Genomic DNA, 14,648 nt, shown 5'->3' with positions numbered 1-14,648 from the left:
GGCGGGGCAAAAGGCGTCCGCACCGCGACGAACGTCGGTCTCCGCCGCCCGTGATATGCGCGTTCGTGTATATCTGCGGCCACACAGAGAGTAAGGTTTACACTACCGTGCGGGAATCCGTCGGGCATGACGGAGACCGTACTGCTGGTGGGGGGCGGCGGCCGCGAACACGCTATCGCCCGCGCGGTGGCCGACGACTGCGCGCTGTACGCCTGCGCGAGCGTCCGAAATCCGGGGATACGGCGGCTCGCGGACGGGTTCGAGACGATCGACGAGACGGACGCCGACGGGGTCGCCGAGTACGCGGCCGCGGTCGACGCCGACATCGCGGTCATCGGGCCGGAGGCGGCGCTGGAGGCGGGGGTCGCAGACGCGCTCGACGACGCCGGCGTCTACGCGTTCGGCCCGCGGGCCGCGGAGGCGCGACTGGAGACGGACAAGGCGTACCAGCGCCGGTTCATGGAGGAGGCGTCGATCCCGGGCTGTCCCGACTACGAGGTGTTCGACGACATCGAGGCTGCCTGCGAGTACGTCGACGACTACGACGGCGACCTCGCGGTCAAACCCGCGGGACTCACCGGCGGCAAGGGCGTGAAGGTCATCGGCGACCAGGTGACCCGCGAGGAGGCGAAAGCCTACCTCCGCGACTCCGACTACGACCGCGTCGTCTTGGAGGAGCGGCTCGTCGGCGAGGAGTTCACGATTCAGGCGTTCGTCGCGAACGGCGACGTGCGAGCGACGCCCGCGGTCCAGGACCACAAGCGAGCCTACGAGGGCGACGAGGGGCCGAACACCGGCGGCATGGGGTCGTACTCCGACATCGGTCCCTCGCTGCCGTTCATGGCCGAAGGCGACTACGACGCAGCCGTCGCGGTGCTGGAGGCGGTCGTCGACGCGCTCCCCGACTACAAGGGCGTCCTCTACGGCCAGTTCATGCTCACCGACGAGGGGCCGAAGGTCGTCGAGTTCAACGCCCGCTTCGGCGACCCCGAGGCGATGAACACGCTGCCGGTCCTCGACACGCCGTTCGTCGACGTGTTGACCGCCGCGCGCGACGGGGACTCGCTCCCCGAACTCGACTTCTCCGGCGAGGCGACCGTCTGTAAGTACGCGGTGCCCGACGGCTACCCGACCGACCCCGACGCGGGCGCAGAGATCGCCGTCGACGAGGAGAGCGTCGGCGACGCGCTGCTGTACTACGCCAGCGTCGACGAGCGCGACGGCCGGCTGTACACCACCACGTCGCGGGCGTTCGCGGTCGTCGGCCGCGGCGACTCCATCGCGGCCGCGGAGGCGCAGGCCGAGGACGCGCTCGCCGCCGCCGGCGACCGGGTCCGGATCCGCCACGACATCGGCACGGCCGACCTCGTCCAGCGCCGGATCGATCACATGGACGAACTCAGGGACTGAGCGACCGTTCTATCGCCCGACCGGGAGCGACCCTTTTATGCCCGCCGTCCGAACGGAGCGACGTGACAACCGACGACGCGAACGCGGCACGCGAGGGGGCGGGCGCGACACGCGGGGGCGCGACCCGCGATGGCGGGAAGGCGGGCGCGACACGCGGGGGCGCGGACGCCGAGCCGCCCCGGAGCGACCGTCTCGACCGGTTCCCGACGCCGGGGCCCCGCAACTCGCTGTGGTCGTGGCCGGACGCGAAGTCGCCGCTCGTGGTCGTCCGCAACTACGTCGTCATCGTCCTCGCGCGGATCTGTCCGAGCCTCCGGCTGAAGAACTGGCTGCTGCGGCAGATTGGCGTCACGGTCGGTGCGGGCGTCGCGTGGGGACTGGAATCGACGCCGGACGTGTTCTGGCCCGAGCGGATCCGAGTCGACGACGACGCGATAATCGGCTACGACGCCACCCTGCTGTGCCACGAATTCCTCCACGAGGAGTACCGCCTCGGCGACGTGGTCGTCGAGGGGGAGGCGATGATCGGGGCGGGAGCGGTCGTGCTTCCGGGCGTCACCGTCGGCGAGGGCGCGCGCGTCGCCGCGAACTCGCTCGTCGCCGAGGACGTGCCGCCGGGCGCGACCGTCGCGGGCGTCCCGGCGGAGGTCGTCTCGCGGGCGGACGGGGAGAGCGGTGCGGCCGAGGGCGGCGACTGACTGGATCGTCTCGACCGATAGCAGGGGTGAGTTTCGCACGTTGGTGGGGTGGTTGTTTATAAGTCAGATTGTGGTGTTGCTGTCCGCTATTTATAAGAGATCGACGTGTCCATGGTAAAGACCACCAATGCCCCAGCCGCTCACTTATAGGCCGCTGACTCCGGATCGACGGTGAACACCGCCGAAGCCCCAGTCGATTACTTATAAGCCGTTGACTACGGACCGACGGTGAACACCGCCGAAGCCCCAGCCGCTCGGCTGTACGGTGTTATTCTTGTTTATAAATCGCGGATCGACACGAACTCTTCCGAAGCCCCAGCCGCGAGGGCTCGCGCGCCTCGCTGTGCTCCTCGCTCAGTCGCTATCGCTCCTTCGCTGCGGTGCTTACGTCGGCGTGCTTCGCCCTCGCGGCTGCCCCTTCGAGTCCCACCCCGCACAGCGACCGCACCTCACGCCTCCCCAGCCTCGTCGGCCTCCCTCCGCTTCGCTCCGGTCGACCGACTCCCTCGCGCGGTGCTGCTTCGCGGTCGCCGAGGGCGACCGCTCGCAGGCACGCGCCGACCGCATCGTTCCTTATAAGCGATCGTCGCCGCGCTCCGCGTCGTCCGTGTCGTCCGCGTCGCCGTCGTCGGTCGCCGACTCCTCGGCGTCAGCGATGTGCGCCTCGGTGCTCACGCGCTCCAAGTCGACGCCGACCTCCTCGGCGACGGCGTCGAGGACGGCCCGCTGTTCGGCCATCTCGTTTTCGAGCGTCTTGACGCGTTCGGAGGTGTCTATCACCGTCTCCTGCGTCTCGTCGACCTCGTCGCGGAGTTCGCTGATCTTCTTGTAGGTCCGTTCCGCGCGGTCGGCGAGCGTCTGGATCTTCTTAGCGGTGTCCCCGAATCCCATACCGGACGCTCGGCCCGCCGATACGTGTGCCTTTCCGTTCGGTACGATGCGTGCGCCGCGCGCCTCCCGGCACCCGCCCCCGGTCGACGGTGGACTTTTGCCCGACTCGCCCGTGAAACGGGTATGAGCGTCGACCGGATCCTGTTGACCAACGACGACGGCGTCGACGCCGCCGGACTCCGAGCGCTCTACGACGCGCTCGCGGAGGAGTACGCGGTGACCGTGGTCGCCCCGGCTGACGACCAGTCCTCGGTCGGCCGCCTCCTCTCCGACGACGTCGCCGTCGACGAGCACGACCTGGGCTACGTGGTCGGCGGGACTCCCGTCGACTGCGTCGTCGCGGGCCTCGGCGAACTCGTCCCCGACGCGGACGCGGTCGTCGCCGGCTGTAACGAGGGCGCGAACCTCGGAGCGTACACGCTCGGGCGGTCGGGAACCGTCTCCGCGGCGGTCGAGGCGACGTTCTTCGGCGTCCCGGCGGTCGCGACCTCGATGTACGTGCCCGGCGGCGACGACTGGTGGAAACGCGAGTTCGAGACCGACGACTTCGCCCACGCGGCCCGCGCGACCGAGTTCCTCCTCGACGAGGCGGTCGGCGCGGGCGTGTTCGAGCGCGCGGACTACCTCAACGTCAACGCGCCGATAGCGGACGAAGCGCGCGCGCCGCTCCGCGTCACGACGCCCTCGACGTGGTACGGGATGCGCGCCGAGCGGAACGGCGACGGTCGCGTCGGCTTTTCGGACCCGATCTGGGGCCTGATGAACGACGGCGACGTGCCGGACCCGGTCGGGACCGACCGCCGGGCGGTCGTCGACGGCGAGGTCTCGGCGTCGCCGCTGTCGGTCCCGCACGCCGCCGAACCGAACGCGGGCCTCGACGAACTGGTCGAGGCCTACGAGGCCGCCGTTCGGTCGTAAAAAGCAGTCCTCGCGACGCGTCGCGCCTACTCCCCGTCGCCGGTGCTCACGGTCACCTTCGCCTCGCTCAGCACGCGGTCGCCCATCTCGTAGCCCGGCTCGTACACCTCGTGGATCGACCCCTCCGGGCGATCGCTGTCGACGCGGAGCATCACCTGATGGCGCGCGGGGTCGACCGCCTCGCCCGGATCCGGCTCGATCGACTCGACGCCCTCCTCGGCGAGCACCTCGTCGAACTTCTCCAGCGTCGACTCGACGCCGGGCCGGAGGTCACTCCCCTCCTCCTGATCGAGCGCGCGCAGGAGGTCGTTGCGGACGGGGGCGAGCCGCTCGACGAGCGCCTCGGAGGCGCGCTCGCGGATCTCCGCTTGCTTCCGCTTCGCGCGCTCCTTGTAGTTGCTGAAGTCCGCCTTCACGCGGGCGAGCTTGCTCGTCAGCTCCTCGACCTCCTCGTCGCGCTCGCGGAGCGCCCCGCGGGTCTCGGACAGCTCCGCCTCCAGCGCCGCGACCTCGCGGGCGAGCGCGTCGTCGTGTTCGGCGACCGCGGCGGCGAGCGCCGCCTCGTCTCTCCGGGCATCGGCGGGGGCGTCCGCCGAGCCGTCGCTCCGTTTCTCGCCGGTCGCCTCCGCCGTGCCGTTCGTTCGCTCCGCGTCGCCCTCGGCGTCGTCGGGGGTCTCGACATCGACGGCGTCGTCGTCGCTCATACCCGATCGAAGTCGGTCGGCGGGCATAAGCGTTCACAAGCGCGACGCCGCGAGTCGGGGGTGGAGGGGGGTCGCTACCGCCGCGTCGAGGAAACCGACCGCCGCGTCGAGGGAACCGACCGCCGTGTCGAGGGGGTCGCTACCGCCGCGTCGAGGAAACCGCTACCGTCGCGCCGACAGCGCCGTGACGACGCCGTTCGTCCAGCCGAACCCGTACTGGGGGTCGTACTCACCCAGATCGGTCGTCTCCCCGACCGACCGGACGTCGTACTTCTCCGCCATGCGGCCGGTCTCCTCGAAGGAGCTCCGCGCGAGGTCGACCCACCGGTCGGCGATCTCGTCGGCCAGGGCGTCGTGCCCGTATCGCCGGAGGCCGGTGACCGCCATCCAGTGGAGGGGTGCCCAGCCGCTCGGCGCGTCCCACTGCTCGCCGGTGTCTTCGAGCGTCGTGACCAGCCCGCCGGGCCGGAGGAAGTCGTGACGGAGCCGGTCGGCGACCGCCGCCGCCCGCTCGTCCGTCGCGGCTCCGGTGAAAAGCGGCGCGACGGCGGCCAGCGTCAGGCGGTCGGACCGGTCGTCGTCGACCCACGAGTAGTCGACGTAGAACCCGGCGTCCGGGTCCCAGCAGTACCGGTTGATCGCCTCGCGGCGGTCCGCGGCCAGGTCGGCGTACCGCTCGCCGGCCTCGGTCCGTCCGACGCGCGGGAGCCACTCGGCGAGCGCCGACTCCATGCCGAAGAGGACCGCGTTGAGGTCGACCGGTATCAGGTCGGTCGTCCGGATCGTGGTGAGGTCGTCGCCCGCCAGCCACCGCGAGCTGAAGTCCCACCCGGACTCGCAGGCGGCCCGGACGTCACGGAACAGATCCGGGCGGTCGTCGACGGGGACCCGATCCGCGAGGCGGCGGTCCTCGTGGTAGGACTCGGGTCGCGGGCGGGCGCGGTCGTCCCAGTACCGGTTGAGGACCGCACCGTCTGAGAGCCCGACGACGCGCCGGTGGGCCGCGGAGCCGTCGGCGTCGGCGACGCGGTCGGACCCGCTCGTCCAGAAATCGTGTTCCGTCCGGAGCGCCTCCACGTGCGGGGCGACGGCGTCGAACCCCGCCTCCTCTTCCAGCACCCGCAGCATGCGGTAGAACAGCGGGACCTGCGACCGGCTGTCGTAGTACGCCCGGTTCCCGAGGGGGACGAACCCGAAGCGGTCCAAAAGCGACGCGATGTTCCCGACCATCCCGTCGATCAGATCGGTCCGCCCGGCCGCCGCCAACCCCTCCGCGGTGAAGTAGCTGTCCCAGTAGTACATCTCGCGGAAGCGGCCGCCGGGCACGACGTGCGGGTTCGGGAGGGAGACGACCGTCGACCCCGCGGCGTCGGGGGCGTCGAAGGTCCGCGTCAGCGCCCCCCACAGCGAGGACACGTGGTCCTCCATCGACCGCGACGCGGCGAGGTCGGGCGCGGCCCCGACCGGCTCGGGCAGCCTGAAGTGGTCCTCGACGAACGACGCCAGATCGAAGTCCCGCTCGCTCCGTTCCGTCAGGTACCGTTCGAAGAGCAGGTCCGGGTCGACGCGAGGTTCGGCGTCGACGAACCGCTTGTCGTCCTCGAAGAGGTCCCGCCGCTGGACGGTCCGAAAGAGTTCGCCGGAGATCTGCGGAAAATGACTGTAGTCGAAGAGACCGGAACTCATCTCCAGCACGTAGTGAAAGGATTGCTAAGTAATTATTGAATTAGCCGGACAGAGAACGAAGAACACGCACCTAGGCCTGTCCTCTTATTCGTAGTCCATGATTAATTATAAGTGTAATAAATGAATATCGGAGGGTAGTCGATGACTCGCATTAGCATGCGGTCGGTGAGCAAGTACTTCGACGGGGGTGACACGGTCGCCAACTACAAGCTGGACATGGAGGTGGACGACGGGGAGTTCGTGGTGTTCCTCGGCCCGTCCGGCTGCGGCAAGACGACCGCGCTCCGGATGATCGCGGGGCTGGAGGACCCCTCCGACGGGGAGATCTACTTCGACGACGACCGCGTTGACGGGATGCCCCCCGCCGACCGGAACGTCGCGATGGTGTTCCAGAACTACGCGCTGTACCCCCACATGACCGTTCGGGAGAACATCGAGTACCCGCTGAAGGTGAGGGGGATCCCCCCGGAGGAGCGCGACGAGCGCGTCGCGCAGGTGGCCGAGCTGTTACACATCGAAGACCAGATGGGAAGCGATCCGGGCGAGATCTCCGGCGGGCAGCGGCAGCGGACCTCGCTCGCGCGGGCCATCGTCCGCGAGCCGTCGGTGTTCCTGCTCGACGAGCCGCTCAGTAACCTCGACGCGAAGCTCCGCTTAGAGATGCGCTCGGAGCTGAAGCGGATCCAGAACGAGCTGGGGATCACGACGGTGTACGTCACGCACAACCAGGAGGAGGCGATGAGCATGGGCGACAAGATCGTCGTGTTAAACGACGGTACGATCCGGCAGGTCGCCGAGCCGGAGGAGCTGTACCAGCGGCCCCGGACGACGTGGGTCGCGAAGTTCATCGGCTCGCCCCCGATGAACCTCTTCGAGGGCGAGAACCGCGACGGGACCGTCCACCTCGCCGAGGGCAACACCCTCCCGACGCCGGCGGAGTCGTCGTCGTCGACCGTGTCCGTCGGGGTCCGACCCGAGGACATCGACGTGTCGACCGATCCGCCCGACACGGACTGGACCCTGCCGGGGACGGTCAAGACGGTCGAACCGCTCGGCGAGTACGTGCTGGTCAACGTCGAGGTGGGCGGCTCCGTGGTCAACGTCAAGGTCCCGCACACCGACGCGACGGCGGGCGACGCCGTCCACCTAACCTTTGACCCGGCCGACGCGTACCTCTACGACGAGAACGGCGAACTGGTGGCCTGACACCATGTCTGTCGCATCGTACCTCGAGGACCGGCTCGACCGCGACGTGGACCGCGAGAAGCTCACGGCGATCCTCGTGTTCATGCTCCCCGGTCTCACTCTGTTCGCCGTCTTCTCCGTCGGCCCGATGCTGTACTCGGCCGTCGGGAGCTTCTTCACCTGGGACGGGTTCGATATCGCGCAGTTCGCGGGCTTCGAGACGTGGATCGCGACGTTCCAGGACGACGCGATCATCAACTGGAGCAACCTCCTCGCCTTCGAGTACCCGATGGGGGCGCTCCCGCAGAACATCATCTGGATGGTCGTTCACGTCCCGTTGAGCACGTTCCTCGGTCTCGGGCTCGCGCTGCTTTTCGCCGACCTGCGCGGCCGGAGCATCCTGCGCTCGATGGTGTTCCTCGCGTTCACGACGCCCACGGTCGTGATCGGGCTGGTGCTGCTGTTCGTCTACGACCCGCAGGCCGGGATCTTCAACGGGCTGCTCCGGTCGATCGGGTTGGAGTCGCTGGTTCGGAACTGGGTTCAGGAGCCGCAGATCGCGATCTACGCGCTCGTCCTCGGCGGCGTCTGGGTCCAAACGGGCTTTAGCATGCTGTTGTACAGCTCCGCGCTCGCTGGGATCGACCCCGCGTTACTGGAGTCCGCCCGCGTCGACGGCGCGGGGCGGTTCCGACGGTTCAAGGACATCATCTGGCCGCTGGTCAAGCCCGTGACGGCGGTCGTCGTTATCATGAGCATGATCTGGGTGATCCGGATCTTCGCCATCGTCTACGCGGCCGGCGGCCCGTCCGGCGGTCCGGGCGGGGTGTTCTCCGTGCTCGGTCTGGAGGTGTACCAGGCCGCGTTCTCGACGCCGATCGAGTACAGCAAGGCGATGGTTGTCGCCCTCATCGAACTCGTGATCGCGCTCCCGATGGCGTGGTACATCGCGTCAATGGATTGACCCACAATGACAGACACATACAACCCAGACGACTCGACCGACGCCGACAGCCAGCCGAAGACCGACGGCGGGCGCGTGTACCACGAGCCGCCTGAGACCGCCCCGACCGCCGAGGGGAGCGCCATCGAGCGCCTCCGCGCGTCGGTCCCGCGCGGCCCGCGCGCGCTCCGGTACGTGGTCGCTATCGGCGTCGCGCTCCTGTGGCTCGTCCCGCTCGTGGGGCTGTTCATGGCCTCCGTCCGCCCGCTCGACCAGATCATTCAAGGCTGGTGGAACTTCGAGACGTTCACCGTCACCTTCGAGAACTACGCCCGCGCGTGGACGTTCCAGTCCGGCCCGATGCGGCAGGCGATGTGGAACACCGCGATCGTCACGATCCCGTCCGTCCTCGCCGTGACGCTGCTCGGCACGATGGTCGCGTACCCGTTCGCCCGCTTCGACTTCCCGCTGAAGACCGGGCTGTTCTTCCTGCTCATCGTGGTCATGGCCGCGCCGCCCGAGCTGGTGGCGATGGGCAACTACAACACGCTGCGGACGACCGGGCTGTTCGACACGTACATGGGGCTCATCCTCGTCCACATCGGCTGGGGAATGGGGTGGGTCGTCATGTTCCTCCGGAACTTCCTCTTGGGACTCCCGGAGGAGTTAGAGGAGGCCGCCCGGATCGACGGCGCGTCCCGGTATCAGATCTTCAAGTCGATCGTGTTGCCGTACTCCGCCCCGGCGCTCGTCTCCGTGGCCGTCATCCAGTTCACGTGGGTGTGGAACTCCTTCTTCTTTCCCCTCGTGTTCATGCGCTCGCGGGAGAACCAGCTCGCGCCGCAGGTGCTCCCGCTGATGAAGGGTCGGCTCCAGATCGACTGGGGACTCGTCGCCGCCGGCTCCGTGCTGACGATGATCGTCCCCATCCTCCTGTTCGTCACGCTCCAGCGGTACTACAAGCAGGGGATGGTGGCCGCGGTCGCGGACTGACCCGATCGCCGCCGCTCGTCGTTTCCGTTTTCGACGCAGTTCCCCCTTCGAGACGAGAACGCGAGACGGAGATCGGCTCCGATCACTCGTCGGCGAGTCCGGCCGGCAGGAACGGGGCGATGTCGGTGTGAACGAACAGGACGTACTCGTCGCTCAGGCGGCGACAGAAGAGGGCGAATTCGCCGGACTCTCGGACCGCGTCGAGCTTCGGCTCCGAGCCGCCCGGGTCGTAGTACGCGGGCACTAACACCGCCGTTTCGTTCTCCGGATCCCGCTCGACGATCAGCAGGTACACCAGTCCGCCCTCCTCGGCGCGGAACGTCTCGACGTCGGTGAACTCGGACTCCCCGGCGATCGCTTCCAACTCCTCGTACTCTGGACCGGGAACGACGACGTCGAGACCGGTTCGAGCCGCCGAGTCGACGAGGACGGAATCGCCCGGATGTAGTTCGACGGCCGTCCAGCCGCGGTCGCGGTACGCGTCCGCCGTCGCGGCCATGTCCGCCATGACGGCCTGCCAGCCCTCGGTCGCGTGGGCGTCGGGAACTGCGTCTGTAGCGGGATCTTCGGACATACGTTGAGGCCCGGTAGCATGTGAGATAAGCGTTGTCCACCTACTGGCAGGCGCTCGGACACCGCGGGAACCGTGCGAAGGGGGCACAAGCTATTTCTCCGATGCGGAACGTCTCTCGTGTAGTGACTGACCTCCTTTCACTCTCCGGTCTCCGGACGCAGTTCAAGACGAAACGAGGCGCGGTGAAAGCGGTCGACGGCGTCGACCTCACGATCGAAGAGGGCGAGACGGTCGGTCTCGTCGGCGAATCTGGATCAGGCAAAAGCGTCACGGCGCTGTCCGCGATGGACCTCGTGGACAGCCCCGGCGAGGTCGTCGGCGGCCGAGCGTCGCTCCGATCGGCCGACCTCGCCGCCGACCTCGCCGCCGACCACGACGGTGCGGTGGTGTCGTATCCGTTCGCGCTGATCGACGCCGTCTGGGAGATCGCCGCCGACCTCCGCGAGGGGACGGAGGTCTCCTCGACGCCACGGAAACTCCGGGGGATCGCCGACGACCTCACGGACCAGAGCGATCCCGCGGGGCTCGCGGACACGCTCAGAGCCGCCGCTGGACGGCTGTCCGACGGTTCGGGCGAGGACATCGCCGACGGGCTCACGGACGCGCTGGAGGGGGCCGTCGACGGGTTCGTCTACGTCGACGCCGAGGCCCGCGAACAGCTCCGGGGCGGAACGCCCGCAGACGCGATCACCGTCTCCGAGGGCGTGATCGATCTCACCGCAGCGCCCGAGGAGGCGATGCGGAAGATCCGCGGCGGCGAGATGGGGATGATCTTTCAGGATCCGATGACGTCGCTCAACCCGGCGGTGACCGTCGGTGAGCAGGTGGCGGAGTCGCTCCGGCTCCACCGGTACGGGGGGCGCAAGCGGGACACGTGGCTCAACGCGATCCGCGAGATCCTCCCCAAGATCGGCGGTCGAGAGTTCGACGACGCGATAATCGACGACGTCGTCGACATCCTCACCGACGTGGGGATCCCGGAAGCGATGTCGCGGCTCGAAGAGTATCCGCACGAGTTCTCCGGCGGCATGCGCCAGCGCGTCCTCATCGCGATCGCGCTGGCGTGTCAACCCGACCTGCTCATCGCCGACGAGCCCACCACGGCGCTCGACGTCACGATCCAAGCGCAGATCCTCGACCTGATCGACGACCTCCAAGACGAGTTCGGGATGTCCGTGCTGATGATCACCCACGACCTCGGCGTGGTCGCGGAGACCTGCGACCGGGTCGCGGTGATGTACGCGGGAGAGATCGTCGAGGAGGGACCCGTCGAGGAGATATTCCACGACCCCAGCCACCCGTACACGTACACCCTACTGGAGTCGATTCCGACCGAGGAGAAAGAGCGGCTCACGCCGATCGAGGGGAACGTCCCCGACCTCATCGACATGCCCGACGGGTGTCACTTCGCGGACCGCTGCCCGTGGGCTCAGCCGGACTGCCGGACGGGAGAGATCCCGTTCCTCCAGCACGGCGGGGCGGACGTCGACCACCGGTCGAAATGTATTCTCCCGGAGTTCGACGAGAACGAGTACGGCACTGACGGCGTCCAATCGGCGACAAAACACGACATCGGGGAGCCGCTCGTGCGGCTCGACGGGATGCGGAAGTACTACGAACAGGAGACGGGAATCTTGAGCCGAGTGTTCGGGAGCGCGCCGAGCGTTCGCGCCGTCGACGGTATCGATCTCGACGTTCACGCCGGCGAGACCCTCGGACTGGTCGGCGAGTCCGGCTGCGGGAAGTCGACGGCCGGACGGGCCCTCCTCCACCTCGATCCGCCGACCGACGGGACGGTCGTGTTCGCGGGCGAGGACTTGGGCGACCTCTCGAAGACCGAACTCCGGGAGAAGCGCAAGGACATGCAGATGGTGTTCCAAGACCCAATGTCGAGTCTCGACCCGCGGATGACCGTCGGGCAGACCGTCATGGAGCCGCTGAAGATCCACGACCTCGCCGAGGGACGCCGCCGCGAACGCGTCTTCGAACTGCTCGATGAGGTCGGTCTCGACCGGAGTCAGTACGGTCGGTACCCGCACGAGCTCTCCGGCGGGCAGCGGCAGCGGGTCGGCATCGCCCGGGCGCTCGCCGTCGACCCTGACTTCATCGTCGCGGACGAGCCGGTGTCCGCGCTCGACGTCTCCGTCCAAGCGCAGATCATCAACCTGATGCAGGACCTTCAGGCCGAGTACGGGCTGACGTATCTGTTCATCGCTCACGACCTCTCGGTCGTGCGGCACATCTCCGACCGCGTCGCGGTGATGTATCTCGGTGAGATCGTCGAGATAGCCGCGACGGACGAGCTGTTCGCCGAGCCGAAACACCCGTACACGAACGCGCTGCTGTCGGCGATTCCGGAGCCGGACCCGCTCGCCGAGACCGAAGACCGGACCCTCCTCAAAGGCGACGTGCCCTCGCCGATCAATCCCCCCAGCGGCTGTCACTTCCGCACGCGGTGTCCGGCGGTCATTCCGCCCGACGACCTCGCGATCGATCAGGAGCGCTACCGGGAGGTCATGTTCTACCGACAGCGGGTCGAGACGCGCAACATCGACCTCGCGGCGATGCGGGAGCGAGCGAGCGCCGCAGAGTCACCGGGGGGCGTCGCCGCCGACGGCGGGAGCGGCTTCCACGCGGCGATACGAGCGGAGTTCTTCGACGGCCCGCTGTCGGGACCGGCCGGAGACGCCGTCGAGGAGTCGTTCGACGCGCTGGCCGACGACGACTGGGAGCGCGCCGAACGAGTCCTCCGCGAGACCTTCGAGAGCGTCTGCGAGCGGAGCGACCCCGCGCTGAGCGACGACGACCACCCCGCGGCGTGTCATCTGTTCACCGAGGAACTGGACTGACGGGTCGGGAGACGGGTCCCGAGAACCGTTTCGAGAGCCGCTGACACTTCTGACCGACACCCAGCCGTCCGGTACTGTTATCTATGTTGGTGTTAGTAGACACATCTATGTCTGGTAATAACAACCAGGTACCCCGGCGAAGCTTCCTGAAAGCCGCCGGGAGCGCGACGGTCGCGACGGCCGCAACGAGCACGCTCGCCGGCTGTGCGGGCGGGAACGGGAGTGAAGGCGGCACGCTCAGGTACGGGCGGAGCGCTCACTCGGAGACCCTCGACCCGCAGAACACGACGAGCGGCGAGGTCTCGAAGGTCACGAACCAGATATACGACGGGCTCATCGACTTCGAACCGGGCGAGGCGGCCATCACCGAGTCGCTCGCGACCGACTGGTCGATGGACGGGACCGAGGTCACCCTCACGCTGCGCGAAGACGCTCAGTTCGACGACGGCACGGAGTTCACCGCCGCCGACTTCATCGCCACGTACCGGCGGTTCACGGACGAGGACTACGAGTACTACTTCGAGGAGGGGTCCGCTTACGGTCCGTTCACGCTCGGAAACTGGATCGACTCCGTGGAGGCCGACGGCGATTACACGCTCAACATCACGCTCACGCAGCCGTACGCGCCGTTCCTTCGGAACCTCGCGATGTTCGCGGCGGTCGTCCTCTCGCAGGACGACATCGAGAGCGGCTTCGACTTCAACGGCGACGCCAACGGGACCGGGCCGTTCCAGTTGGACGAACTCGACAACGCGAACGGTCGCATCCGGCTGACGCCGAACGAGGACTACTGGGGAGACGGTCCGCAGATCACCGAACTGCTGTTCATCGAACGCGGGCAGAATTCCACGCGTGCGCAGGCGCTGGTCGAGGAGGAACTCGAGATCATCGACAACCTCGACCCGTCGACGATCAGCACCGTCGAGAACGCCGACAGCGCGGAGGTCGTCAGCGGCCAAGGGATCAACATCGGCTACATGGTGTTCAACCAGTCCCGCGTCGAGGCGTTCCGCGACGCTCGCGTCCGGCAGGCGATCAGCTACGCTATCGACACGCAGTCGATAGTCGAGGAGGTCTACGACGGGATCGCGACGCAGGCCGACCAGCCGTGTCCGCCGGCGCTGTTCGGCCACAACGACGACATCGACCCCTATCCGCAGGACCTCGATCAGGCACAGAGCCTCTTGGAGGAGGCCGGCTACGGGGACGGCTTCTCGTTCCAGCTCACGACGTTCCAGAACGCTCGCGGCTACAACCCCGCGCCGCTCCCCACCGCGGAGACGATCCGAACCAACCTCGGCGAGATCGGCATCGAGGTCGAGATCGACGACCGCCAGTTCTCCGACTACCTGACTTACACCGGAGAGGGCAATCACGACGCCTCGCTGTCCGGCTGGTACACGGACAACGCCGACCCGGACAACTTCTACTACGTGCTGCTTCACCCGCAGGTAGAGTCCCCGGACGGACAGGACTGGGTGGACTGGGAGACGGAGGGGTTCAACACCTCGAACCGCGCGGCGTGGGCGAACCAGGAGTACATGGACCTCATCGAGGAGGCCCAGCAGACGGCCGACCAGGACGGCCGCGCGGACCTCTACCACGAGGCGGCACAGATCGCCCGCGACGAGGCCCCGTGGGTGTACATCGACTACGCCGACGAGATCCGCGGCGTGGGGACGGCCGTGAGCAACTACACGGTGTCCGCGATCGGCGGTCCGCACCTCCACCTCGTCGAAGTGGAGTGAGTCCGACCGCGAACGGGACGAACGACCCCCGGTGACGGGAAGTTTTTAG

General features: G+C 68.0%; 12 protein-coding genes. 8 read left to right on the top strand and 4 right to left on the bottom strand.

Features of this window, described 5'->3' with window-relative positions; all coding sequences use genetic code 11:
- Window positions 1–126 precede the first annotated feature (126 nt).
- Both purD and QOL69_RS17020 read left to right on the top strand, forming a co-directional pair.
- Window positions 127–1,410: a phosphoribosylamine--glycine ligase gene (purD, locus tag QOL69_RS17025; protein ID WP_283404152.1), complete on the top strand. Its 1,284-nt coding sequence runs from the start codon at window positions 127–129 to the stop codon at window positions 1,408–1,410.
- 62 nt (window positions 1,411–1,472) lie between these two features.
- Window positions 1,473–2,108 carry an acyltransferase gene (locus QOL69_RS17020; RefSeq protein WP_283404151.1) on the top strand — a complete coding sequence of 212 codons (636 nt, stop codon included), beginning with the start codon at window positions 1,473–1,475 and terminating at the stop codon, window positions 2,106–2,108.
- A 573-nt stretch (window positions 2,109–2,681) separates the two neighbouring features.
- Here the strand turns inward: QOL69_RS17020 and QOL69_RS17015 are convergent.
- Window positions 2,682–2,999 (bottom strand): DUF5798 family protein, encoded by a 318-nt coding sequence (locus QOL69_RS17015; protein ID WP_283404150.1) that lies wholly within the window; start codon window positions 2,997–2,999, stop codon window positions 2,682–2,684.
- 123 nt (window positions 3,000–3,122) lie between these two features.
- Between QOL69_RS17015 and QOL69_RS17010 the strand changes: the two genes are divergently transcribed.
- Window positions 3,123–3,917, top strand: coding sequence for a 5'/3'-nucleotidase SurE (locus QOL69_RS17010; RefSeq protein ID WP_283404149.1), 795 nt, complete (start codon window positions 3,123–3,125; stop codon window positions 3,915–3,917).
- Window positions 3,918–3,943: 26 nt separating this feature from the next.
- Here the strand turns inward: QOL69_RS17010 and QOL69_RS17005 are convergent, their stop codons facing one another.
- The gene (locus tag QOL69_RS17005) at window positions 3,944–4,621 is read right to left on the bottom strand and encodes a nucleotide exchange factor GrpE (protein ID WP_283404148.1); all 678 of its coding nucleotides are present in this window, start codon (window positions 4,619–4,621) and stop codon (window positions 3,944–3,946) included.
- 162 nt (window positions 4,622–4,783) lie between these two features.
- Window positions 4,784–6,307 carry a trehalase family glycosidase gene (locus tag QOL69_RS17000; RefSeq protein WP_283404147.1) on the bottom strand — a complete coding sequence of 508 codons (1,524 nt, stop codon included), beginning with the start codon at window positions 6,305–6,307 and terminating at the stop codon, window positions 4,784–4,786.
- Between the two features lie 156 nt (window positions 6,308–6,463).
- On the opposite strand from QOL69_RS17000, the gene QOL69_RS16995 reads away from it, so the two are divergent.
- The 3 genes from QOL69_RS16995 to QOL69_RS16985 are packed head-to-tail and all read left to right on the top strand — an operon-like array spanning window position 6,464 to window position 9,428.
- Window positions 6,464–7,513: an ABC transporter ATP-binding protein gene (locus tag QOL69_RS16995; RefSeq protein WP_345782502.1), complete on the top strand. Its 1,050-nt coding sequence runs from the start codon at window positions 6,464–6,466 to the stop codon at window positions 7,511–7,513.
- A 4-nt stretch (window positions 7,514–7,517) separates the two neighbouring features.
- Window positions 7,518–8,456: a carbohydrate ABC transporter permease gene (locus QOL69_RS16990; RefSeq protein ID WP_283404145.1), complete on the top strand. Its 939-nt coding sequence runs from the start codon at window positions 7,518–7,520 to the stop codon at window positions 8,454–8,456.
- 6 nt (window positions 8,457–8,462) lie between these two features.
- The gene (locus QOL69_RS16985) at window positions 8,463–9,428 is read left to right on the top strand and encodes a carbohydrate ABC transporter permease (protein ID WP_283404144.1); all 966 of its coding nucleotides are present in this window, start codon (window positions 8,463–8,465) and stop codon (window positions 9,426–9,428) included.
- 82 nt (window positions 9,429–9,510) lie between these two features.
- On the opposite strand, the gene QOL69_RS16980 is transcribed toward QOL69_RS16985, so the two are convergent.
- Window positions 9,511–9,936, bottom strand: a complete 426-nt coding sequence (locus QOL69_RS16980) for a DUF7529 family protein (RefSeq protein WP_195155722.1) — start codon at window positions 9,934–9,936, stop codon at window positions 9,511–9,513.
- A gap of 188 nt (window positions 9,937–10,124) precedes the next feature.
- On the opposite strand from QOL69_RS16980, the gene QOL69_RS16975 reads away from it, so the two are divergent.
- Both QOL69_RS16975 and QOL69_RS16970 read left to right on the top strand, forming a co-directional pair.
- Window positions 10,125–12,851 (top strand): ABC transporter ATP-binding protein, encoded by a 2,727-nt coding sequence (locus QOL69_RS16975; protein WP_283404143.1) that lies wholly within the window; start codon window positions 10,125–10,127, stop codon window positions 12,849–12,851.
- Window positions 12,852–12,958: 107 nt separating this feature from the next.
- Window positions 12,959–14,599: an ABC transporter substrate-binding protein gene (locus tag QOL69_RS16970; protein ID WP_283404142.1), complete on the top strand. Its 1,641-nt coding sequence runs from the start codon at window positions 12,959–12,961 to the stop codon at window positions 14,597–14,599.
- Window positions 14,600–14,648 lie beyond the last annotated feature (49 nt).

It is taken from the genome of Halorubrum sp. DM2, assembly GCF_901686465.1.
Taxonomy (GTDB): domain Archaea; phylum Halobacteriota; class Halobacteria; order Halobacteriales; family Haloferacaceae; genus Halorubrum.
This window is presented reverse-complemented; position numbering and strand designations above follow the sequence as displayed.